The sequence below is a fragment of the Acinetobacter sp. I-MWF genome (genome assembly GCF_025433935.1).
Lineage (GTDB): Bacteria > Pseudomonadota > Gammaproteobacteria > Pseudomonadales > Moraxellaceae > Acinetobacter > Acinetobacter guillouiae.
Genome location: NZ_JAMBAR010000001.1, coordinates 2544146 through 2568248 on the forward strand (window position 1 = coordinate 2544146; position 24103 = coordinate 2568248).

Below are 24103 nucleotides of genomic sequence, written 5' to 3' on the forward strand. Positions count from 1 at the left end.
CAACTACTTCGGCCCTTAGAAAATAAAGAAATCTTACCTATGGGCAAAAAACTGAAACTAAAAAATAGCATTAAGTGCGAAAAAAATTTTGCACTTAAAATTCTCAGAGCTTGGCATATGCCAGTAGTTTCATCTGGCCAAGAAGCCAATACACGTATTAAACTCACAAAAAATGGTGCAATCGACTCAATAATTGTTAATTTGGAAAATAAAATGCAGTTTAAAATAGTATTTATAACGACTTCTCTCTTTTTTCTCACACCGCTATCTCTTGCGAAAAATATTAATGTAAACATATCAATCGAGGCCAATACCCAACAAACAGCTTCAAATCAATTGCTACATGAAATTTCACCATCTGCTCCACTTATACAAAGAAATGCACCTATACAAGCTGAGCAATTCGAACAATCACAAATCATCGGCCAAATTTATAAGAATAGAGCCAACCGCATTACAAAATATTGGAAAAGACCAGCAACTCATTTAATAGAAAGGGCCAATGTACGGGTTTATTTAGATAACAAAGGAAATGTTAAAGATATTTTAATGGATGGGCAGTTTAGTGATGAGTTTGCATTATCGATAAAAACAGCGATTTATAAAGCAGCACCATTTGAAATGTCAAAACAACCCGCGTTCAATAACCAGCTACAAGAAATTCGTATTCATTTCACCACAGAGTAATGCCCAATCATTAAGCAAGACTCATCATTTTTACGATTTTTGCAAAAGTAGAAACTGTAATTCACCTATGTAATACAATTAGATTTAATTTTTATCAACAAATAAGCGAATTATAATCTTTTATTCATAATTACATGCTTTATATAGATTAAAATAATGTCTTTGTGCTACAAAGCTAAGCATAGTTAAAAATTGATATTTGAGTACATGAAGTCCAATGAAAATCATACCTAAACGTCTATTAGGATTAGCGATAATTGCTGCATTGAGCCCTGCATTGATCACCACATCATATGCACAATTGCATTTAGAAATTGCCAAAGCACCTGAATCTGCACCTAAAATTGCCATCATTCCATTTAGTAATGATCAATCTATCTACCCTATTGTTGAACAAGATTTAAATCGCTCTGGGCGCTTTACCAGTTCATCAAAAAATCTTCCTGCAACTGCAAACATAAACAATATAAATGCAGAAGCATGGAAAGCAGCTGGGGTTCCTTATGTGGTTTTAGGTGACTCTAAAACCAATGCAGATGGTTCATTGGCAGTACATTACCAACTCTATGATGTTGAAAAGCAGAAATTCCTATTAAATGAATTGCTCTCAATCCCAGCATCACGTGTACGTTCTGCGGCACATATGATCAGTGACGCAATTTATCAAGCGCTTACAGGGATTCAAGGCGACTTCACAGGACGTATTGCTTATGTGTTACGTAACCCTGCAACACCAGAGACTCGTTATACCTTACAAATTGCAGATACCGATGGTGAACAACCTAAAACGGTATTAAGTTCAAGAGACCCTATTCTCTCACCTGCTTGGACGCCAGATGCGAAAAAAATTGCATATGTTTCATTTGAAACCAAGCGCCCTGCTATTTATATCCAAGACTTAGCCACAGGTGCACGAGAAAAACTCGCTGCATTTCGCGGTTTAAATGGTGCACCAAGTTTCTCTCCTGATGGTAAATCAATGCTGTTTACTGCATCGATGCATGGAAATCCTGAAGTTTATCAAATGGATTTAGATTCACGCCAAGTGAAGCGCATGACCAACGATAGCGCAATTGACACAGAAGCACGTTATGCTCCAGATGGAAAATCATTTATTTTCACATCTGACCGTGGTGGATCAGCACAAATTTACCGTTATAGTTTTGATGATGGCTCGACCAAACGTTTAACTTTCCGTGGTGCATTTAATGCACGTGGTACATTAAGTGCCGATGGTAAATATGTGGCATTGGTACACCGCCCTTCTGGTAGTAACTACAAAGTTGCCATTCAGGAAATTTCTACGGGTATCACCAATATTTTGACACCAACAAGTTTAGATGAATCACCAAGCTTTTCTCCAAATGGGCAAATGGTGGTTTATGCAACACGTGAGGGTAATCGTGGCTTATTGGCAATCATGTCTACAGATGGTCGCTTCCGCATGAACTTACCAAGCGAACAAGGTGAAGTACGTGAACCTGCTTGGGCCCCTAAATAATTTAATCAAGATGTAAATCACTTATTTAAAATTGAAATACCGGAGATCAACATGAAGTCAATTCAATATCTAGCTTTACCCTTATTAGCAGCAAGCTTGGTGATGACAGGTTGTGCAAGCCGTAAACCTGCTGCCACTGTCGAGTCAGGAACCAATCCAAATAGTGCGACGACAGTAAATACCAGTGGTTTAAGTGAAGATGCTGCTTTAAATGCACAAAATTTAAATGGTGCTTCATCTAAAGGCGTGACTGAAGCCAATAAAGCATTTTTAGCAAAACGTGTGGTACATTTTGATTATGACAGTAGTGATCTTTCCAATGATGACTACCAAACACTACAAGCACATGCACAGTTCTTGATTGCCAATGCCAACTCTAAAGTGGCATTAACAGGTCATACAGATGAACGTGGTACACGTGAGTACAACATGGCTTTAGGTGAGCGTCGTGCTAAAGCCGTTGAAAGCTACCTGATCACCAATGGTGTTAAAGCAAACCAATTAGAAGCAGTTAGCTACGGTAAAGAAATGCCGATCAATGCTGGTCATGATGAAGCGGCTTGGAAAGAAAACCGCCGTGTTGAAATCAACTACGAAGCCGTTCCTCCTCTTTTAAAATAATGCCAAAGTTGCATTATTAAAATAGACCATAAAAAATGCCCAATTGAATTGGGCATTTTTACCAGAGCTTATTCTTATCAGCGCTTTCCCATTTCAAGATAAAGTTTTGATTTAGTACAATAAAATAAGAAACCGCTTAGCATGTTCAAGGTAATTTATATTAATAACGCCATTTCTTGAGTATTTGCTCATTAAATAACGCAATAAACCGTTCCTCTACCCATTCATCCACCTCATCTGGATGCGCTTCAGCAAAAAACTCAGACTGTATTAAAATCAGACAACCTTTAATATAGTCATCCACACAGTCCAATATTTTACTTAAATAAGGCGTGTCGTCATGATCAAAGTAATAGATTTCTTTGCTGATGTCATGAAAGCAAAACATATTGCCATTACCAAGATAATCACTAAATGTAATCAGATGAGGTAAAACTGCTAAATCAGTCTGACTAAATTCAGGCGCATATTGCGGTGCATTTGCCCAAATATCTTTTAAGTAGCCAATATCATCAAATTGCTGTAATTGTTCACCAATATCAGCAATCCCAAAGTGTTGATAGAAGATCTTTAAAGATTCAGGTAAGCGACAATTTAAACGCTGTTCAAGTTTTAAAATTTGCTCATCATCAATTGCAGGTGCAATCTCATCATCATTTAAATCAGCAAGAGATTCTAAAATTAGGCGAGTCTTAACATCCCACTCCAGTTCACCAATTTTATTAAACGGAATGATAATGTCTGTTTTGTGATCAATCTCTATCATGAAGATTTATTGTTCGGAGTTAATATAAAATAAATGAATAGAAAAAGCGCTCATATCGCAATGAACGCTTTTTATTGATTAAGCCTTTGACTCATCTGGCTTGGGGCTTTGCATAGATTCAATCATGTCATGCTTATTGAATTCCTTGAATTCAGGCTTAGCTTCGTAATTCTTCCATGCTTCTTTCACTTTTTCAGCACTAATATCTTTTAAATCAATGCTTTCATTTGGAGTCGGAGTCGCTTCAAACTTTGTCGTTGTCATGTCAGTGCTCCTTTACGCTATTGTACGTATATTCAACATAACACTTTCTAAAATACTTTCAAGGGTAATTTCACGACAAATAACACAGGATAATTTCTATTTTGTGCTGAACTCATCTAAAATAGCCTCCATTATTTGGTTTGTAAAAATTTATCGCTTTTGGAGCACCTCTGATATGTCATATCGCACCCTATCCCAATATTTAGAACAACAACAAGGGAACTTAACACCTGAACTTGCCAATGTGATTGAAACAATTGCCAATACCTGCAAAACCATCGATCAGGCTTTACAAAAAGGTGCTTTAGCGGGTGTCTTGGGGAGTGCACAACATGAAAATGTACAAGGTGAAGAGCAAAAAAAACTTGATGTGATTTCAAATGATTATTTGATTGATGCTTTAAAAGCCAATCCAAATGTAGGCGGACTCGCATCTGAAGAATTAGATGAATTTACCCCAGCTCAAGACAATGGCAAATATTTGGTTTTATTTGATCCATTAGATGGTTCAAGCAATATTGACATTAACATGTGTGTAGGAACAATTTTTTCTATCCTTCCTGCGCAAAATGCTGTAACGCAAGCTGAAGACTTCATGCAAGCAGGGATTCAACAAGTTTCAGCAGGTTATGTGCTTTATGGCCCATCGACAATGATGGCTTTGACCGTTGGTGCGGGCGTTGTGTTCTTCACTTACGACCCTGAAGAAAAGCAATTCTTACTCACTTCTGAAAATATTCAAGTTGCTGCGGATACCAAAGAGTTTGCGATTAACTCATCAAATCAACGTCATTGGGAAGCACCTGTAAAACGTTATATCGAAGAACTACAAGCAGGTAAAACATCTATACGTGAAAAAGATTTCAATATGCGTTGGGTGGCGTGTATGGTAGGTGATATTCATCGTATTTTATGCCGTAGCGGTATTTTCTTATATCCATACGATACTAAAGATCCTAAAAAAGCAGGTCGTTTACGTTTAATGTATGAAGCCAACCCAATGAGTATGTTAATGGAACAAGCTGGCGGCGCATCGACTACAGGTCGTACACGTATTTTAGAGATTCAACCGACTGAGTTACATCAACGTGTTCCTGTTATCATTGGTTCTAAGAATGAAGTTGAGCTTGTTACCAGCTACCACAACTAATTCTTCTCTCTTTTCTTACTCTCTATTTAGGGAGTAACGCCAGCTAGGGTCTGTTGCAATTTCTTTATAGAATGATCACAGACCCTACTTAATTTTTTGGACGTACTCTCCCATGCCTACAATTTTCCTTGAATCAAAAGACAATCCCAAAATTAAACACCTCAGAGGTTTAATTGAACAAAACACTTACCGTAAAAAACAAGGACAAACTGTACTTGAGGGAACGCACCTTACGCTTGCATGGTTAGAAAAAGGTCGAAAGATTAATTCAATTTTTACCACTGAACATGCCTTAGATCATGAAGATTTAGGCAGTATCCTTGACCAATATCAAGGTATCGTGTTTGTGGTCGGTGAATCTTTATACAAAGATTTAAGTACCCTTGGAACCAGCCTTGCATGTCTAGCCATTGTGGATTTACCAAGTTCAACTCAGGCACTGAATTTTACTGAAGACACGCTAATTCTTGAAAATGTCCAAGATCCAGGCAATGTAGGTACATTACTCAGATCAGCGGCCGCTGCGGGTATTGAACAAATTGTCTGTACCAAAGGTTCTGCATCATTATGGTCACCACGAGTATTACGTGCCGGTATGGGGGCGCATTTTTCATTACACACATATGAAAACGTGATCCTTGAAGACCTGCTCAAGCAATTTAAAATTCCTGTGTATGTGACCAGTTCGCATCAGGCAGAAAGTCTTTATACTAAAAACCTGCGCAAACAATGTGTTTGGATTTTAGGTAACGAAGGTCAAGGTGTTTCAGATTTCGCCCTTAAACGCGCAGAAGCGGTATCTATTCCGCAACCCGGTGGTCAAGAATCACTCAATGTTGCAGTTGCAGGCTCGATTTGTTTCTTTGAAATGGTTAGACAACGACTATAAGGTTAATTTATTTTAAATATTGCCCGTTATTGGAAAAAATCATTTAAACTGAAAAAAATAATTGATTTACATGTCAACCCAAACCATTTTTTTAACGTTATAGAGATATGAATTTAAAATAATGGTGGGTACCCATGACGGGATTTTCCATCTCTATGGACTTAGCACCAAAGAAGTCACAGTCTGAAACAGCAAGTGCTCAAACGAGTACGAGCGAGCAGCGCCTGCGTTTTTTCATGCAGGACGTGACGGGTCGTGCCCTAGTGATGATGGAAAATGCAACCCAAGGTCACAATGGGATTGCGATGGATTTGGTACAGGAAGCATTTATTTCCTTACATAAATCTTATGCTGAGAAATCTACCGAAGAATGGTATCCACTGTTCTATACAATTTTAAATAACAAATTACAAGATTGGCGACGCAAAGAAGCACGACGCGCTTCTCCATTTTCGTTATTTCGAAAAATTGATTTAGATTCTGATGATGAAGAAGCTATGGAAATTGTGGATGAATCCACACCTAATCCACTTCAATTTCTAGATCAAGATGTCACCGTTGAGGAAATTCAAGAAGCCATTAGCCGCCTCCCTGTACGCCAGCAACAAGCATTTATGTTACGTGCTTGGGAAGGATTTGATACTCAAACCACTGCATCTATTATGAACTGTACAGAAGGTAGTGTAAAAACTCATTATCACAGAGCTATTCAAGGACTAAGAACTTCGCTCTCACATTTAAATCCGTATGGAGGTTCATCACATGAATAATGATGATTTCACCAAACAAGTGACGGCAAAACTGGATGAAGCTGCACGTCATCACCGCAATAAAGCAGTGGTGATGAACAATGTGCTTGACCATATCCAAGATAAACAAACCTCACGTTTTGGTCACTGGAAAATGACTGGTTTTGCGCTTGCAGCGGCAATTACTGGTTTTGTTGTGATTCCTAATGCTTTTGATATATCACCAGAATCACAAACCCCACAACAAGTGGTGATTAGCCCTAAACTTTCACCTCAAATGATGGAAGATTTAGACATGTTATCGGTATTTGGTGAGGATAAAAATTCTCATGGCAGCTAGAAAATTAGCTTTGGCATTCTGTGCTATTGGTTTTCTACAAACAAGTTTTGCTGGATTTGAACGTTTTTGGATTTTTTCTAAAGATGCGAACAGTCAAGTCAATGAAACATGGGATGCTCTTTCTGAGGATGAGCAAAAGGCACTGATTAAGCGCTATCAAAATTTAAAAGAAATTCCGACTGATCAAAGTGCAGCACTGCAACAACGCATGGATTGGTTTACTCAGCTTCCTGAACAAGAAAAGCAAAAAATGCGTGAAGTCTGGCAGCAAATGAGCACCGCTGAACGCAACGAAATGCGTAAAAAAATGCAAAAAGCGTCAACATCTGATGAGCGTAATGAAATTCGTGAACAATATATGGTGAAATATCAACAGAATATCACGGGTTCACACTAAACATTATTTTTTAAATTTCATTCATTGCCAGTTATTTAACTGGCTTTTTATCATTAAACTCAGCATCTTCAAACTCAATATCGTCAAAATCCAAACACAGCATTACTGACAATTCTCCCCTCTCATAATTTTAAAATTAAAATGCTGAATTTCTAATTTTCATGCATAAAAAAACCTGCACAAGGCAGGTTTTTCATCACTTAAATTCGAAAACGAATTACAAGCTATAATACATATCAAATTCAACTGGGTGAGTCGTTGTATTTAAACGACGTACATCTTCAGTTTTAAGCTCGATGTATGCATCCAACATTTCTTTTGTGAATACACCACCTTTAAGAAGGAACTCATGATCCGCTTCAAGTGCTTCAAGCGCCATATCTAGGCTATGCGCAACTGTTGGGATTTTAGCTTCTTCTTCAGGAGGAAGATCATATAAGTTTTTATCAGCTGCTTCACCTGGATGGATCTTGTTTTGAATACCATCAAGACCAGCCATCAATAATGCCGCAAAACCTAAGTACGGGTTCATCATTGGATCTGGGAAACGCGCTTCAATACGTTTGCCTTTAGGGCTAGAAACGTATGGGATACGAATCGAAGCAGAACGGTTACGTGCAGAATAAGCAAGCATAATTGGCGCTTCGAAATGAGGAACCAAACGCTTATACGAGTTAGTAGAAGGGTTTGTGATCGCATTCAATGCACGTGCATGCTTGATGATACCACCGATGAAATAAAGCGCCATTTCTGAAAGACCAGCGTATTCATCACCAGCAAACAAGTTCTTGCCATCTTTAGAGATAGACATATGAACGTGCATACCTGAACCGTTATCACCAACCATAGGCTTAGGCATAAACGTCGCAGTTTTCGCATATTGATGCGCAACGTTCCAAACAGCATATTTGAATTGTTGAACTTCGTCAGCTTTACGAACCATCGTATTGAAGCTTACACCAATTTCTAATTGGCATGATGCAACTTCATGATGGTGCACCTCTACACGACCAGGGCCCATGATGTCTTCAATACGAGCACACATTTCAGCACGCATATCTTGTGAAGAATCTACTGGAGGAACTGGGAAATAACCACCTTTAACACGAGGACGGTGACCAGAGTTACCTGCTTCGTAGTCTTTACCTGTAGACCAAGCAGCTTCTTCAGCGATTAATGTATGGCGAGCGCCAGACATATCGATGTCCCATTTAACTTCGTCAAAAACAAAGAATTCTGGTTCTGGACCAAAGAATGCAGTATCACCAATACCTGTTGATTTTAGGTATTCTTCCGCACGACGAGCAATCGAACGTGGATCACGGTCATAACCTTGACCAGTAGATGGTTCAATAACATCACAAGTAACGACGATGGTTGCTTCAGCAAAGAACGGGTCAAGGAAAGCTGTTTCAGGATCTGGACGTAAAATCATGTCAGATGCTTCAATGCCTTTCCAACCAGCAATTGAAGAACCATCAAACATTTTACCATCTTCAAAAGTATCTTCATCGATAGTGTCTGATGGGTAGCTTACGTGCTGCTCTTTACCCTTAGTATCAGTAAAGCGAAAATCGACCCATTTTGCGCCACTTTCTTGTATGAGTTGAAGGACCTTGTTCGCCATGCTCATTTTGCTCCAATGAATTTTTGTTGCACTTGTGAAGTGCGTGTTAGTAGTTGGTATTTATATAGCAAGTAGCATACCAACTTTTAAAATAATTGCTAAAATATTGAATTTCTTATCAGAAAATAAGCTTAGCAACGATTAAATTCCATCTATTATACTGAGTGCAAATAGAATTGCACCATATTCAAACACTCTTCTCATTTTAAAATTATTACGCACAATTTTAACGCACTATTTTTGTGCAAACTGAATAAAATGTTTTATCTTGGTGCTTATATTACGCGAACAACACTTTTTATCGACTATTTTTTAAGATGATGGCAATTTTTTATTTCAAAAGCATTAAAATAAGGCGTATTCATTATGTATACGCCTTTAACATTGTTCTATACAGCCTTTAATAAAGTAATGTGATTTTATAATCTACGATCTACTATATCGACAATTAGCCAAATTCGACTTCGGCTCTTGCAATAAGCGCTTCAACCATAACCAATACATCATCTTTTTTTCTGGCATCCACCGCAAAAATTGGCATGGTCAATTGATTTAATTGCATCCAATCTTTATACGGTTTTAATAGATGCTGCGGATTTTCATCTATGTGGGTCACACCAACCACAATATTGTTGAGATGTTCTTTAAAACTTTGAAAATAAAATTTTAAATCCTCAAGTGCATCTTTTTGCGTATGATCAATCAACACCACCGCACCGATTGCGCCTTTACATATCACAGACCAAACAAAATCAAAGCGATCCTGCCCTGGCGTACCATATAATCCAACAATAACGCCTTCATCTAATTTGATTTCACCATAGTCAATCCCGACAGTGGTCAATGCCTTACTGTGCGCTTGCTCATCTGTATTTTGTGCTTCTGTAGATAAGACTGAAATTTCAGATAATGATTTGATTGCTTCTGTTTTACCAGCACCCATTTTACCGCCAAAAACAATTTTATACTTTTGTAAGATCACATCATCACCTATTTTTTAAACTTATCACTGCATCATATAAACTGGATATAGATTTGCTTATCGTGTCAGTTTAAACAAACTTGATTTAAGGGTTAATTTTTACAAGCCTTATTTGATTTGTATGTTTTTAGACACTTAAAGCCCTAATTTTTTCCTTAACTTACCAAAAAACCCACGTAAAATGCCTGAAGATTGTTTTTCCTCAGTAAGTAGTTTTGCATCTTCAACCGCTATTTTTTTTAGTGAATTGGTCAACACACCAATTGAAACAAATTTAGCGACTTGTTCTTTGCTAAAGCCTGTTTTCTGAGCCACTTGGGAAACACTTGCTCCCAATTCAAAACACGCGGCAATTTTAAAAACCATTTGCCGTTCATTTTGATGATTCGGTTGCGGCCAATCTAGTAGTTTATAACAATCGTTAGAACTGATTGGAATATTGACATCATCTGAATACCACAATAAATTCCACACCCAAGATCTAAGTTCTATACCTTGAAAAGTACTCACAGACTGTGCCATTTGCATAGTTGCATAAGTAAAATTTAAAGAAACATCCGTCCCTTGTACTTTTCGCAGTGGGTCTATCCAAACTTGCTGTGTGCGTATATTGACTAATGCAATGTTGCCTTTTGAGTCGAATACTTGAACATTGCCATTTCGTTCATTAAAAAGTTCAGGAACCACCTTGGTTAAATCGGCTTTTTTAGAAATCTGATTGACAATATTGACGGTTTTATCACTGACAGGTACATGTAGATAGCGATCTTTAAACCATTTTCGAATTTCATCTGAGGGTGAAAAAGGTAAATATAATTTATCTCCTTCTATTTGCCCTGATTTTTCATTCTTATTGACCAGACGTAAATAAGGGACTTTTTTGACACCGACCAAATTTTGAATTGTAGGTGAACTAAAAAACATATCATTCACAAGAAGAATATCTAAATGAGGGTCAGCAATATTCGCCCAACTTACTTGAAGTGAGTCATCATACATAGATCGTATTTTCTGCTTAATTGCATCGAGCACATTTAAACTCAAACCGAATATAGCGATTTTTATTTCTTCTTTCATTTAGCCCCCATGGCCTCATATAGAATGTGAACAGTTTATCATTTTTATTTAAAAATAAAATACAAAACACTATATTTGCTGTAAAAATTTTGTACAAATTTAATATACTATTAAGCGTATAAAATACAAGAATAGTTATTAAAAAAAATCTCAAGTAAAATTTAACCCAGATAACACAAATAAAATATGTTATTAAATTTCAATAATTTAATTTAAAATCAAGCTAAGCAAGTGATATTTTAGCTTAGTAATAATGCCAATCAACTTTAATAAAACTAAATGTTTTATTAAAAAATATTAATAACATTTGTATATTAATATCGATAAGATGAATAAATTTGTTTTCATTTGATCAATTAATCTTATATTGCTATACATCCCAATTGATTTTTTTAGCGTGTATCGGTTTACCCTGCTTATTAAATAAGTAATATAAAATGTTTTAAAAATAAATTAGTGATGCAGTTTTCGAGTATTTCACTGTGGCACAAAAATTTAAGATGAGCTGAGAATGACAACCTAGTTTTAGGAACTGTAGAGGGGGGATGGTAAGATGGTATAAAGGAAATCAATATATAGATATCGTACCTGAAAATAGAATTGTTCCATTTGGGAAAGAGGGTATTACGAATAATGACTAATGAGATTAGAAAAATTAACTTTAAGGTTATAAAAAGTGATGGTTTGTGTGCAGGGCTTTGTATGCAAATTATTCCCTCAAGTATTGAAAATAATAGGAATTATTTAAATTCTATTGTTATTGGCGAAACTGCTTTTTCTTTAATCGAGAGGTTTTTTTTTGAAGGTGAAGATAAATGGGCACATTGGAGAGATGTTTATCTTGATTCAAAAAAAGTTGAAGTGATAATTGGGAGATTAGAAGCTTATAGAATGTATTTGGATTCTAAAATAGTAATAAATGAAAATGATGATATCCAATTCATTTTTAATGAAAGTAAGTTAAATTTTATTGAAAACTTTGAATCATATAAAAATGATGCTATTGAAATGATGGATCAAATTGTTAATTTTTTAAAAAATATTTTAGAAAATAAAGTAGATGGAATAACTGTGATAGGGGTATGACGTTGTTGACTTCGAATAAAAATAGAGTGTACTAACTTGTAATAGCTTAAACCCGATCTGACAGTTACCCTTTTTTAAAGTGTCTGTCAGGTTAAAGTTGTTCAACATTTTTATCTAGCAATGATGGATATAAAATAACAGTTAATTCGCTAAACTCTTGATGTAACGTTTCTTTAGCATCTAACTAGTTTTGCTGTGCTCTAGGCAATGGTTTTGTTTTAAGAGGCTTCTTTTGGGTAAAGCTGGTGTATTACTTAATTTCCATTGATATCACCTATTGACAGCTCGCTCGAAGGAAGTTTGGATTTAATAAAATGAGTAAAATTATTGTTCAAGCCCAAATTAATATAATTTGATTTAATCCTGACGAAAAATTTGGATCGAACGAACCCTCATATTCACTAGCTTTATAATCTTGTAATGAGGAGACTTTTTACTCTACGCTCATCATTCTTATGACCCGAGTATTATAAAAAATCAGAAAATAAAACAAAAAATCCCGATTAATTCGGGCTTCTTAAATCTTCAATACAACTCTTCTCTTTTTCTTCCTTGTTACGTGCATCAACAGGATTCTTAACGCATTTACAATAATCGTAATATTTTTTCTTATCCAGCTCTTTGGGTGGGTCTATGCCCTGACATTCAGTTAGTACTGTCCCTAGTCTATGAAATTCTTTACTTTCTTTATTTTCTGAGGGAATACTAGGTTTATAGATAATTATGAATAGTGACACTATTATTGCTAAGAAAAATATATATTTCATACAATCAATAGCCTCCCTAACCCAAATATGCAAATCTGTTTATAAAGCAAACTTTGATATTAAATCAAGACTTGCTTAATTTAATCATCCTTCGCAGTTTGCCATTTGTAAGATTCAACACCTAAAGTCAACTGCCGTTGCTTATTAATATTAGAGTTAATCTGCAGCAATTAAGCACACCCATATGCTGTAGCTTGTCTAAGCAATGCAAAAGCCAATAATTCTTAACTGAACTAACTGCATCAATACCTTGAAGACTGGACTGATATGATCTGAAAAAGTTTTACTCTGAAATTAAGAAACGAAATATCAAACAACCGAATCGAATTTCCGAAAAAGATGTGTTCTTGTATGAGTCCTATCTAAAGCAAAAAGTGGAAGAATTTAAACAAGAATCTGATATCATAGCCTGCACCTAGCAGGCTTTTTTTATTTTGTGCTGTAACTAGGTACTTTTTTCAAAACGGGTAACCTAACGGGTATCCAAAACCACTAAACAAAATAAATTGATAAATTTCTATAGGTTAGTATCAACATGCTTCTAATGATCGATAATTACGATAGCTTTACGTATAACATTGTCCAATATTTTGGCGAGTTAAACCAAGACGTTAAAGTTGTTCGCAATGATGCCGTGACCTTAGAGGATATCGAACGATGGCAACCAAAGTACTTAGTGATTGGTCCTGGTCCTTGCTCACCCTCTGAAGCAGGAATCTCTATCCCTGCAATTCAGCATTTTGCAGGAAAAATTCCAACACTCGGTGTGTGCTTAGGTCACCAAGCGATTGGTCAGGCTTTTGGCGGCGAAATTGTACGTGCCAAAACGGTAATGCATGGTCGTTTATCTGACATGTATCATAGTGACCAAGGGATCTTCAGCAACTTACCTTCTCCATTTTCAGCAACACGTTATCATTCACTCGTGATTGATCAAGCCAGTGTGCCTGAATGTCTGGAAGTCACTTGCTGGACCAATGAAGCAGATGGTTCTATCGAAGAAATTATGGGTGTCAAACATAAGACATTGCCAATTGAAGGCGTGCAGTTCCATCCAGAATCCATTCTGAGTCAACATGGTCATCAGATCTTTAAAAATTTTTTAGAAATTTATGCTTAATATGCGTAGTACAAGATAATGAATATTCAACAAGCTTTAAATAACATCACTAAAAATATCGAACTCACTCAACCTCAAATGGAAGAAGTGATGCGGACCATCATGCGTGGTGAAGCCACAGATGCCCAAATTGGTGCATTTATGATGGGACTTCGTTTAAAAGGTGAAAGTATTGACGAAATCACCGCTGCCGCACGTGTAATGCGTGAGTTTGCAATTAAAATTGATGTGGGGGATATCCCGCATTTAATTGATATTGTTGGCACTGGTGGTGATGGACAAAACCTATTTAACGTCTCTACTGCCTCTTCATTTGTTATTGCGGCAGCAGGTGCAACTATTGCAAAACATGGAAATCGTGGTGTTTCTTCTAAATCAGGCTCGTCTGATCTTTTAGAACAGGCCGGGATTAACCTTGATTTAAATATGCACCAGACAGAACGATGCATCCGTGAAATGGGGGTTGGCTTCTTATTTGCCCCAAATCATCACAAAGCGATGAAATATGCGGCTGGCCCACGTAAAGAATTGGGCTTCCGTAGTATTTTTAATCTCCTTGGCCCGCTTACGAATCCGGCTGGGGTGCGTCGCTATGTGATTGGTGTATTTTCGACAGAATTGTGTCGTCCTCTAGCCGAAGTTTTAAAACAACTGGGGGCTGAACATGTCATGGTGGTTCATTCTAAAGATGGATTAGATGAAATCAGTTTGGCTTCCTCGACTTATGTTGCTGAATTAAAAAATGGTGAAATCACAGAATGGCTGATTCAACCAGAAGATGTAGATATTGAATCTCAAACCTTAACTGGTCTTTCTGTTGATAGTGCTGCTGAGAGCTTAGCATTAATCAAAGATGCGCTCGGTAAGAAGAAATCAGCAAAAGGTGAAAAAGCAGCCAGTATGCTGGCATTGAATGCAGGTGCTGGTATCTATGTTTCAGGTTTGACCAAGAGTTATAAACAAGGCGTCGCTTTAGCACATGATATTATCTATGGTGGGCAAGCTTTAGAAAAAATGGGCATTTTGTCTGAATTTACCAAAACACTCAAAGAGTATGAAGCTTAAGGATTAGAGGACGTTATCATGGTGGATATTGCCAATACAATGTTGGGTAAAATTGTTGATCGTAAATACGAAGAATTTGCTCAACGTTTAAAACAACGTAGTTTAAACGATGTTGAAGCGCTTGCCCAAGCTGCAACACCTGTGCGTGGTTTTGCAAAATCTTTATACAGTAAACGCCCAGGTGTGATTGCTGAAATTAAGAAAGCCTCACCATCAAAAGGGATCATTCGTGAAAATTTTAACCCTGCTGAAATTGCTCAACAATACCAGCAAGCCGGTGCAGCCTGCTTATCTGTTTTAACAGATTTAGATTTCTTTCAAGGTGCTGATGAAAATATTCAGATTGCACGTAGTCACTGTGAATTACCTGCGCTACGTAAAGATTTTTTGATTAATCCTTACGGCGTTATCGAAGCGCGTGCTTTACATGCCGACTGTATTTTATTGATTGTGGCTTGTTTGTCAGATCAACAACTTGAAGAAATGTCAAAGACCGCATTTGAGCAGAACCTTGATGTTTTGGTTGAAGTTCATGATGAGGCTGAACTGGAACGTGCATTGCAACTTTCAGAGCGTTGTTTACTGGGTGTGAATAACCGTAATTTAAAAACCTTTGATGTCGATTTAAATACCTCATTGCGTTTGAAGAAGTTACTTCCACCATCACGTTTACTGATCACTGAAAGTGGTATTGCAACACCAGATGATGTGCGCATGATGCAAGAACACGATATTCATTCGTTCCTTGTGGGTGAAAGCTTTATGAAGCAACCACGCCCTGATCATGCATTTAATGCGTTATTTGGTCTGCCTGAAACAGTGTAATTAAAAGTCAAAGGGTGAGTTCGCTCACCCCGTTTTTATCTTTCCCCACTCCCCCTTTAAATTTTGAAATTCCCAACATTCAAGTCACGATCAAAGCAGATATAACTGTGTGAATTCAATTCAGTTCAAATTTGACAAGATTCAGACTATACTGAGCGCCTAATACCGTCCATTTACTGTTTTTTGCAATTATGAGTAAATCTGATTCCACATTCTCTAAATCACAGCTTGATTTATTAAAACAATTCAAAAAGCAAATCACTTCTCCTCATTCTTCAAAAGTTGCAGTGCAACATGAAAGTAAGAATGCACAAGTAACAGCACCTGAAGAGTTAGATGATGCTGATTTGTTTAAAACCGCACTTGGCGGTGTAACCAAACTCGATAACGGCAATATTGCCAAAATCGAGCGTAGTGATTTGCGCAAAAAACCAGATGCAAAAACCCTTGCCAAACGCGCGGCGGCTGAAGGTGCATTTGAAATTAATGATGCAGAATTGTCAGATACTCAAGCGATTTTAAATCCTGTTGCAAGTCAGGCGGCTTTAAGCTATCGCATCGCAACACTACAACATAAAGTTTTTGAAGACTTAAAAGCTGGTAATCTACGCTGGTTTGAAGCTGTTGATTTACATGGTTGTACTGTTGAAGAAGCACGCTCTGCTGTATTGCAAATCATTCAAATGGCAAAAGATGAAAACCAAAATGTCATTAAAATTGTCCATGGCAAAGGCCCAGAAGCCATACTCAAAACTTATGTGAATGGCTGGCTTCGTCAACATCGTGATGTTTTAGCTTTTGTCAGTGCTCCTGAAAAACAAGGTGGCACAGGCGCAGTTTTGGTTTTACTGAAACGTGCTGAAAGAAATCCAAAATCAAATGGAAATCCATGATCATTTGTTTTAAATGATCAAAACTCTCTTAAGTGTCGGTTTATCTTGTAATTAGAAAATATTATTCATTTTTCTGATACAATGCCGTCCTTGTTCAAACCGTATAAGTGAACACGTTTTATGTCTATGCAGCAATCCTACGCGAATATTTTAACTGCCGTTGGCGAGGACTTAGACCGTCCTGGTCTGAAAGATACGCCTATGCGTGCGGCTAAAGCTTTTTCGTACTTGACGTCTGGCTATAGCAAAACGCTGGAAGAAGTGACCAATAATGCGGTCTTCCCTTCTGATAATGATGAAATGGTCTTGGTAAAGAATATCGAATTTTATTCGTTATGTGAGCATCATTTATTGCCTTTTCATGGTCGTGTACATATTGCCTATCTCCCTTCTGGCAATGTTTTAGGACTGTCTAAATTTGCCCGTATCACAGAAATGTTTGCTCGCCGTTTACAGATTCAAGAACAGTTGACCAAGCAAATTGCAGATGCAGTGGCTGAAGTTACTCAAGCACGTGGTGTTGCTGTGGTCATTGATTCAGCGCACATGTGTATGATGATGCGTGGTGTCAGCAAACAAGAATCGACCACACGTACCGTGTCATTTGTCGGTGATTTTAAAACAGATAAAGAAGCACGTCGTGAGTTTTTATCTGCCGTGCCTGAAGCACATTAAGACTAATCATTCAGCAAGTAATATAAATATCAAAGCCTCATTTTATTGAGGCTTTATTTTACGATAGGGTTTTACAATGTCTTTAATTTGGTTGGCAGGTCATGGTTTAACGAGCAGTGAAACCACTATCGATTATCCTCGTGCAGAGCGATTGATTAAAGGAAATCCAAAACGACTCACACAAAGTTTGTATGAACATCCCAATATGAATTGTGGTATTTGGCAATGCGAGGTCGGTGCATGGGATATTCAATTTGCAGACAATAAACAGGAATTTTTTCAGGTGATTGAAGGTTCTGTACGTTTGCATGATAAAAACACATCATCATTTGTAGAAATTAAAGCTGGTGAAGCAGGAATTATCCCACCTTCATTTATCGGTACATTTGAAGTGATTGAAGCAGTTAAAAAATATTTTGTTGTGGTTGAAGTTTGAGTCAGTAAAGTTTGTAATTATTTTTTGATGATCAGCGCATTCAAATATAAGCTTTTTTATATTTTTTGCTTTCCTATAGCTTATATTTGTAAAACATTCGCTTATTGTCCACTGAAAACTATATGATTTAAATTATCTCAGCCTTATACCATATTTTAAATGAAAAATTTACTGATCTTTATTTCAGCGTTAACTGCCACTAGCGCCTTTGCCGACAATCTAAATGCCAACGAATTAAAAGATGTGCAAAGTGTCATTAAATTATTTAAAAATAAAAATATCACCGCGATTTCAAACAACATTACCTATCCCTTACATCGTGAAGAACCCATCCCAAGTATTGCCAATGCAACCCAGATGAAACAACGCTTTAACCAAGTGTTTGATACTCAACTTATTCAAGAGATCGCCAACTCAAAACTATCACAATGGGAAAGCATGGGTTGGCGTGGTGTAATGCTCAATGGCGGCACAATATGGTTAGATGGTCATAAAATTAAAGCCATCAACTACAGTAGTGATGCTGAACAAAAATATAAAGCGCAATTGATTTCACAACAGAAAAATCAATTACATTCATCACTTAAAAATTTTAAAACACCTGAATTACAGTTTAAAACCGCCAAATTTCAAGTGCGTATAGATGCCATGCCCAATGGTAAATACCGTTATGCATCTTGGGGAACAAAACAGTCGCAAGCGACAAAACCTGATCTGATTTTAAATCAAGGTCGTGTTGAAATGGATGGTTCAGGCGGCAATCACCACTACATTTTTAACAGTGGTACATATCAATATGTAGTTTATCGTAATGTTTTAGGTGCAAGTGAAACACCAGATGTCACATTAGAAGTCACTCAAAAAGGCAAAAAGATCCTTTCTCAAGCAGGCAAATTATTTAAATAGTTTGTATCAATGATTGAACTGAATCATTTTTCTCAAGTTTTTTCTAATTCATACAGATTTAAAGCGAGTCGAGTAAATCACCATAATGATCTACTCGATAAGCTGTTCAAAATCATGTGCTGTACGATATATCACAAACACACAGCCAATCCTTTAAATATGATATTTGATTATTTTTTTTCAGCCAATTGATAAATCAATTGTTCCATTTGTTGCATGTATTGACGGTTCTCATGGTCCCACGGATGGAAGTTTGGACGGAAATAATCGATATAATTTCCCAATTGCTTTCTTAATACACCAATGCCGCCAAAGGTATAATGATAGGTCTTTTTCCAGCTGGATAAATCGCTTAACTTCCCTTCTCCTTTAACAATGGTCAAAAATACAGGAATCACTAAGCCCCAGAACACAATCGTTGCGACCACCAATCCAAAACTACGAACAGCATAGGCATAAGGACCATGCCCCATTGCAGTATTCCATACATCAAAAGCCACAGCTTTATGTTCTGTTTCTTCAAAAGCATGCCAACGCCAAATATTGGCATAATGTTCTTCAGCCCCTTCAAATAACTCAGGTGTCCGTAATACAGAATCTGCCAATAAAGCGGTAAAATGTTCTAATGCAATTGTTCCACTGAGCCAAAAATATGCAGGTAAATGCTGTTTAAGCAGACCAAAAATCTCTAAAACCAATGCTTCAAATTTTGGTGCAATCGGTGAGCGTGCAAATAAGGCTTGGTTATATTCTTCATGCTCACGTCCATGCATTGCTTCTTGACCAATAAAAGCCGTCACCGCTTTTTGTAATTCTGGGTCTTGGACTAAATCACGATGTGCCCTTACCGCATCAATAAAGAAGCGTTCGCCAATAGGCAAGACAATAGAAAACGTATTTAGCAATGCGGTAAAAATTGGACCTGCGGCGGTATGCCAATCTGCGATTCGCTCTGCGGGTAAATTAAATCTGACATCACGGCGAATAGGTAATGGCTCATGATACACACTCGATTTAATAAATTTTTTTAAAATGCCCATGGTTGATCCTGCCTCTGGCTGATTATCATTTTTTTAATTTAGCTGGTGCGCTTATTAGAATTTTACTTAACTGGGTATAATTCCATAGGTCATTTCGACTCATTTACATGTCATTGCATCTCTTTTTTTCTGATATTTCGATCGAATAAGTCTCTCGAAGTATGTCGATATATGCTTGCGATACCATCAACAGCATGATCTAAATTGTGTAAAAAGTGGATCGTCCAAATGCCTTTTTCAGTTCAAAAATAGACTTTGCTGATATGCCACATCAAGCATATTCAATAAAAACGCTGAGTTATGACTGGAATTAAATGTAGGATATTTCTGAGAAATACACTTGGTTTTTGATTTATTTTTTAAACTTAAAGGTTTTCACAACACTTAGGCTTGAATAAATACTCTAGTATTTACAAAGCAGTGTCTTAAGCATCAAGGTACTGCTTTGTTCAAGATATAAAAATTTAGCCGTTAGAATAATAATTTTTTGCGATGCTCATCGCTTTGTAATGGAACAACGTGGTCATCTTTTAAATCGACCCCTGAAAGTTGTAATTTAAATGAATTCCGCATCAACGCCATTAAACGCTGTGTGGCAATTTGAATACTCAGCCCTGCCGGTCGTACATTGGAAATACAGTTTCGGCTTGAATCCATACTGCCTTTTCGCGCTTTCCATGTGTAATACACTCCCATACTGTCAGGTGAGCTTAGACCAGGCCGTTCGCCAATCAACATAATCAATAAGGGTGCATTAAAACTTTGTGCAACTTCATCGCCTAATGCCACACGACTCCCAGTTGCAAGCACAATCGGCGCCAGTTTCCAGCCTTCAGCATCAATATGTTCACGTAAGGAATTGATATAGGCAATGGCATTCTCTTCTATTGCACGTGCTGATAAGCCATCACCAACCACGATACATACATCATATTGCTGTGGGTGCTGTTGCACATAAGTCGTGAGTTGAGTTTGGGCCTGTTCTGATAACTCACGGCCCAAATCAGGACGCTTTAAATATACTTCTTTGTCAGTTGCTTTACTTTCCACAATGAGACTTTCAAATTTTAAATCTCTAAGCCGAGCTTGCATATTTTCAGTATCTAATTGGTGAAAAACAGCATCTTTGGCCTGTGCATGCGAGAGTTGAAACTTAAGCAATTCCTGAGTTGGAATGCTACATCCTACTCTTCCCATCGCAATTCGGGCATCAGTATATTGTTTTAACTTATGCCAAGGATCTTCATGAAAACCATTTGGAAAAGTTTCAAGTTTTGAGAGCTTCATGGTTTACTCTCCTTTTTATGATAATAATTTAGCAAAGTTTTTTGGCATACTGCTTGGCCAATGAATTTGCCGTTGTTCTTGGTGCAAAATTCCTTGCTGATCTAACCAAGCCGAAAACTCAGGGGCCGGTTTTAATCCCATTAACTGACGTAAATATAAGGCATCATGGAAAGATGTGGTTTGATAATTCAACATCACATCATCCGAGCCTGGAATTCCCATGATAAAGTTAATTCCTGCAGCACCAAATAGCGTGAGTAACACATCCATATCATTTTGATCTGCGTCGGCATGGTTGGTATAACAAATATCACAACCCATAGGTACACCGAGTAATTTGCCACAGAAATGATCTTCTAAACCTGCACGAATAATCTGTTTCCCATCATACAAATACTCTGGACCGATAAACCCAACCACAGTATTGACCAATAATGGATTGTATTTACGTGCCACGGCATAGGCTCGTGCTTCAATGGTTTGCTGGTCCACACCATGATGCGCATTACTGGATAAGGCACTGCCCTGTCCAGTCTCAAAATACATCACATTTTGACCAATTGTGCCTCGGTTGAGTGCTAAAGTCGCCTCATAACCTTCCTGAAGTAAATCCAAGGTAACACCAAAGCCTTCATTGGCCAGTTGTGTGCCTGCAATGGATTGGAACATTAAATCAATTGGAATATTACGTTCTGCAAGTTGAATCCCTGAGCTGATATGGGTTAACACGCAGGATTGTGTTGGTATTTCATATTCTTGAATAATATGGTCGAGTAACTTCAATAACTCTGACAAATTATGTAAGTTGTCTGTGGCTGGATTAATCCCAATCACAGCATCACCATTACCATACATCAAGCCATCCAATAAGCTGGCCGAAATCCCCAATACATCATCGGTTGGATGATTTGGTTGTAAGCGGGTTGATAAATGACCTTTTAAACCAATCGTATTGCGAAATTGTGTCACCACTTCACATTTACTCGCAACCAGAATTAAATCCTGATTACGCATAATTTTACTCACAGCAGCAACCATCTCTGGCGTTAAACCCTTGGCTAAATTGGCCAATTTTTCAGAAGTTGCATCTTCACTCAGCAACCAATTGCGAAAATCACCTACAGTAAAGTGCGCAATTGGCGCAAATAAATCAGCACGATGTTCATCAATAATTAAACGCGTAATATCATCTTTGTCATAGTCGATGACTGTTTCATTTAAAAAAGTTTTTAACGGGACGTCAGCCAAGGCCATCTGTGCTGCCACACGTTCCGTTGCATTACTGGCTGCAACACCAGCCAACTCATCACCAGAACGTAATGGGGTTGCCTTAGCCATTAAGGTTTTTAAATCTTGGAAAATATATTGTTGCTGAGCAACGCTATAACGATAACTCATAATTATAATTCCTGTTCTGCTGCCTTAATGCTGGCAAATTCTTCTTCTGGTGTGCCTGAAATCAGATGATGACGACTATAAACAAGAAAATAAACAATGAAGACCACATAGATGCCCAAAGCGATAAACCAGACTTTAGGATCGACCAAGAAACCCGCAACCACGGCGACAATTGATAAGATCAACGCAATACTGGAAGTAAAAATACCACCAGGTGTTCGATATGGACGATATACATCAGGTTGTGAAATACGTAATTTGATATGCGCCATCATCATTAAAACATAAGAAATCGTCGCACCAAATACCGCAATCAAAATCAGTAAATCACCCTGTTTGGTCAATGACAATAAAAAGCCAATAATCCCCGGAATAATCACGGCTAAATATGGCGATTTATTTTTGTTGGTCAATGATAAAGACGTCGGTAAATAACCCGCACGAGAAAGTGCAAAAATTTGCCGCGAATAGGCATAGATAATCGAGAAGAAACTCGCGATTAAACCAGCTAAGCCAACAAAGTTTACAAAGTTCGCCAACATGCCGTGTCCATATACTTTAACCAGCGCATCCACCAAAGGTGCACCTGAATCTTTAAGTACACTTGCACCTGCTGCACCTGCACTCAATATTAAAATCAAGATGGCAAAAGCAGCCAAGATCAGCATTGCACCAATCAAACCGCGTGGTAATGATTGAGCCGGATCCTTGGCCTCTTCAGCAGCTAAAGGAACACCTTCTACAGCAAGGAAAAACCAGATTGCATACGGTACTGCTGCCCAGATCCCTATATAACCTTGGGGTAAAAAGCTACTCGCACCGGCTTTAGATGAGTCAACTGCAATATCGAATAGATTGGCACTGTTAAAGTGAGGAATCATCGCAACAAGGAACACCACCACTGCAACTACTGCGATCGCAGTAATCACAAACATGATTTTAAGTGCTTCACCTGCACCTTTTAAATGAATCCCCATAAAAACCAAATAACAGATTAAATAAATTAACCATCCGCCAACTCCAAATAAGGATTCACAATATGCACCAATAAAGGTCGCGATTGCTGCCGGAGCGATAGCGTATTCGATCAGAATCGCTGTTCCTGTTAGATAACCGCCAAATGGTCCAAAAGCCATACGGGCAAAACTATATCCACCACCTGCTGTAGGAAGCATGGTCGACATTTCTGACATTGAGAGGCATATACATAGATACATAATCGCAGCAAAAATCACTGCGACAAACATACCACCCCAACCGCCTTGTGCGATACCAAAGTTCCATCCAGCAAAGTCACCTGAAATCACATAGGCAATCCCTAAACCGACCAAGAGTAACCAGCCAACAGCACCCTTTTTTAATTCTCGTTGAGCAAAATATTCTTTGGAATCTTCTGTTTTTACGATAGTTGATTGTTCATTTCGAGCGTCCATCATCGTTCCTTTTTAATTTGCCTTCTTTTGTATAAGCAAAAAAAGTGCCTTTCCTTGGATGACGTCAATGTTTTTTGTTCAATCCCATGAACATAACGTCCTGTCAGTTGTTAAAAACTGCT

26 protein-coding genes are annotated in these 24103 nt (G+C 37.6%); 16 read left to right on the top strand and 10 right to left on the bottom strand.

The genetic code is table 11. From position 1 onward, the window contains the following. Positions 1-39: 39 nt before the first annotated feature. The 3 genes from M2R48_RS11810 (at position 40) to pal (ending at position 2809) form a co-directional block, all read left to right on the top strand. Entirely contained in the window at positions 40-687 is a 648-nt protein-coding gene (locus M2R48_RS11810; RefSeq protein ID WP_262086250.1) for an energy transducer TonB, read from the top strand. A gap of 217 nt (positions 688-904) precedes the next feature. Further along, on the top strand, positions 905-2188 hold the full coding sequence (tolB, locus tag M2R48_RS11815) for a Tol-Pal system beta propeller repeat protein TolB (RefSeq protein WP_262086251.1): 1284 nt from the start codon (positions 905-907) through the stop codon (positions 2186-2188). Positions 2189-2239: 51 nt separating this feature from the next. Beyond that, the gene (pal, locus tag M2R48_RS11820) at positions 2240-2809 is read left to right on the top strand and encodes a peptidoglycan-associated lipoprotein Pal (RefSeq protein WP_004822680.1); all 570 of its coding nucleotides are present in this window, start codon (positions 2240-2242) and stop codon (positions 2807-2809) included. Positions 2810-2969: 160 nt separating this feature from the next. Here pal and M2R48_RS11825 read toward each other — a convergent pair whose 3' ends face one another. Further along, positions 2970-3575, bottom strand: a complete 606-nt coding sequence (locus tag M2R48_RS11825) for an SMI1/KNR4 family protein (protein WP_262086252.1) — start codon at positions 3573-3575, stop codon at positions 2970-2972. A 78-nt stretch (positions 3576-3653) separates the two neighbouring features. Then, positions 3654-3839 carry an NF038105 family protein gene (locus M2R48_RS11830; protein ID WP_004724542.1) on the bottom strand — a complete coding sequence of 62 codons (186 nt, stop codon included), beginning with the start codon at positions 3837-3839 and terminating at the stop codon, positions 3654-3656. A 175-nt stretch (positions 3840-4014) separates the two neighbouring features. Between M2R48_RS11830 and M2R48_RS11835 the strand changes: the two genes are divergently transcribed. The 5 genes from M2R48_RS11835 to M2R48_RS11855 all read left to right on the top strand — a co-directional run bounded on the left by M2R48_RS11835 (position 4015) and on the right by M2R48_RS11855 (position 7364). Then, on the top strand, positions 4015-4989 hold the full coding sequence (locus M2R48_RS11835) for a class 1 fructose-bisphosphatase (protein WP_034611751.1): 975 nt from the start codon (positions 4015-4017) through the stop codon (positions 4987-4989). A 112-nt stretch (positions 4990-5101) separates the two neighbouring features. Next, entirely contained in the window at positions 5102-5878 is a 777-nt protein-coding gene (locus M2R48_RS11840; RefSeq protein WP_004724547.1) for a TrmH family RNA methyltransferase, read from the top strand. 155 nt (positions 5879-6033) lie between these two features. Further along, on the top strand, positions 6034-6648 hold the full coding sequence (locus M2R48_RS11845) for an RNA polymerase sigma factor (protein WP_016539489.1): 615 nt from the start codon (positions 6034-6036) through the stop codon (positions 6646-6648). Beyond that, a complete protein-coding gene (locus M2R48_RS11850; RefSeq protein WP_105714121.1) occupies positions 6641-6967 on the top strand; it encodes a hypothetical protein in 327 nt (108 codons plus the stop codon). Before M2R48_RS11845 ends, M2R48_RS11850 begins: the two co-directional genes overlap by 8 nt. Beyond that, complete coding sequence (locus M2R48_RS11855) at positions 6957-7364, top strand: DUF3106 domain-containing protein (protein WP_004724554.1); 408 nt, start codon at positions 6957-6959, stop codon at positions 7362-7364. Before M2R48_RS11850 ends, M2R48_RS11855 begins: the two co-directional genes overlap by 11 nt. 217 nt (positions 7365-7581) lie before the next feature. Here the strand turns inward: M2R48_RS11855 and glnA are convergent, their stop codons facing one another. The 3 genes from glnA to M2R48_RS11870 form a co-directional block, all read right to left on the bottom strand. After that, positions 7582-8997, bottom strand: a complete 1416-nt coding sequence (gene glnA / locus M2R48_RS11860; protein WP_016539490.1) for a type I glutamate--ammonia ligase — start codon at positions 8995-8997, stop codon at positions 7582-7584. Between the two features lie 442 nt (positions 8998-9439). Then, positions 9440-9973 (bottom strand): GTP-binding protein, encoded by a 534-nt coding sequence (locus tag M2R48_RS11865; RefSeq protein ID WP_096735536.1) that lies wholly within the window; start codon positions 9971-9973, stop codon positions 9440-9442. A gap of 135 nt (positions 9974-10108) precedes the next feature. Next, entirely contained in the window at positions 10109-11050 is a 942-nt protein-coding gene (locus M2R48_RS11870) for a hypothetical protein (RefSeq protein WP_262086253.1), read from the bottom strand. 633 nt (positions 11051-11683) lie between these two features. Between M2R48_RS11870 and M2R48_RS11875 the strand changes: the two genes are divergently transcribed. After that, on the top strand, positions 11684-12136 hold the full coding sequence (locus tag M2R48_RS11875) for a hypothetical protein (protein ID WP_096734554.1): 453 nt from the start codon (positions 11684-11686) through the stop codon (positions 12134-12136). Positions 12137-12639: 503 nt separating this feature from the next. Here the strand turns inward: M2R48_RS11875 and M2R48_RS11880 are convergent. After that, positions 12640-12903, bottom strand: a complete 264-nt coding sequence (locus M2R48_RS11880) for a hypothetical protein (protein ID WP_262086254.1) — start codon at positions 12901-12903, stop codon at positions 12640-12642. Between the two features lie 535 nt (positions 12904-13438). Here M2R48_RS11880 and M2R48_RS11885 point away from each other — a divergent pair. The 7 genes from M2R48_RS11885 (at position 13439) to M2R48_RS11915 (ending at position 18823) form a co-directional block, all read left to right on the top strand. Continuing rightward, positions 13439-14023, top strand: a complete 585-nt coding sequence (locus M2R48_RS11885) for an anthranilate synthase component II (protein WP_004724599.1) — start codon at positions 13439-13441, stop codon at positions 14021-14023. Between the two features lie 18 nt (positions 14024-14041). Further along, positions 14042-15088 (top strand): anthranilate phosphoribosyltransferase, encoded by a 1047-nt coding sequence (gene trpD / locus M2R48_RS11890; protein WP_262086255.1) that lies wholly within the window; start codon positions 14042-14044, stop codon positions 15086-15088. An 18-nt stretch (positions 15089-15106) separates the two neighbouring features. Further along, positions 15107-15913 (top strand): indole-3-glycerol phosphate synthase TrpC, encoded by an 807-nt coding sequence (trpC, locus tag M2R48_RS11895; RefSeq protein ID WP_262086256.1) that lies wholly within the window; start codon positions 15107-15109, stop codon positions 15911-15913. Between the two features lie 191 nt (positions 15914-16104). Further along, a complete protein-coding gene (locus M2R48_RS11900; RefSeq protein WP_262086257.1) occupies positions 16105-16806 on the top strand; it encodes a Smr/MutS family protein in 702 nt (233 codons plus the stop codon). Positions 16807-16932: 126 nt separating this feature from the next. Further along, positions 16933-17481 (top strand): GTP cyclohydrolase I FolE, encoded by a 549-nt coding sequence (folE, locus tag M2R48_RS11905; protein WP_171064926.1) that lies wholly within the window; start codon positions 16933-16935, stop codon positions 17479-17481. A 76-nt stretch (positions 17482-17557) separates the two neighbouring features. Beyond that, positions 17558-17917, top strand: coding sequence for a cupin domain-containing protein (locus tag M2R48_RS11910; protein WP_262086258.1), 360 nt, complete (start codon positions 17558-17560; stop codon positions 17915-17917). Positions 17918-18076: 159 nt separating this feature from the next. Beyond that, the gene (locus M2R48_RS11915) at positions 18077-18823 is read left to right on the top strand and encodes a hypothetical protein (protein WP_262086259.1); all 747 of its coding nucleotides are present in this window, start codon (positions 18077-18079) and stop codon (positions 18821-18823) included. A gap of 170 nt (positions 18824-18993) precedes the next feature. On the opposite strand, the gene M2R48_RS11920 is transcribed toward M2R48_RS11915, so the two are convergent. The 4 genes from M2R48_RS11920 to eat all read right to left on the bottom strand — a co-directional run bounded on the left by M2R48_RS11920 (position 18994) and on the right by eat (position 23981). Beyond that, a complete protein-coding gene (locus M2R48_RS11920; RefSeq protein ID WP_004724615.1) occupies positions 18994-19863 on the bottom strand; it encodes a metal-dependent hydrolase in 870 nt (289 codons plus the stop codon). 471 nt (positions 19864-20334) lie between these two features. After that, positions 20335-21150 carry an ethanolamine ammonia-lyase subunit EutC gene (gene eutC / locus M2R48_RS11925; protein WP_004822715.1) on the bottom strand — a complete coding sequence of 272 codons (816 nt, stop codon included), beginning with the start codon at positions 21148-21150 and terminating at the stop codon, positions 20335-20337. A 15-nt stretch (positions 21151-21165) separates the two neighbouring features. Continuing rightward, a complete protein-coding gene (locus M2R48_RS11930) occupies positions 21166-22548 on the bottom strand; it encodes an ethanolamine ammonia-lyase subunit EutB (protein ID WP_262086260.1) in 1383 nt (460 codons plus the stop codon). Between the two features lie 2 nt (positions 22549-22550). Continuing rightward, positions 22551-23981, bottom strand: a complete 1431-nt coding sequence (eat, locus tag M2R48_RS11935; RefSeq protein ID WP_105714103.1) for an ethanolamine permease — start codon at positions 23979-23981, stop codon at positions 22551-22553. Between the last annotated feature and the right edge of the window lie 122 nt (positions 23982-24103).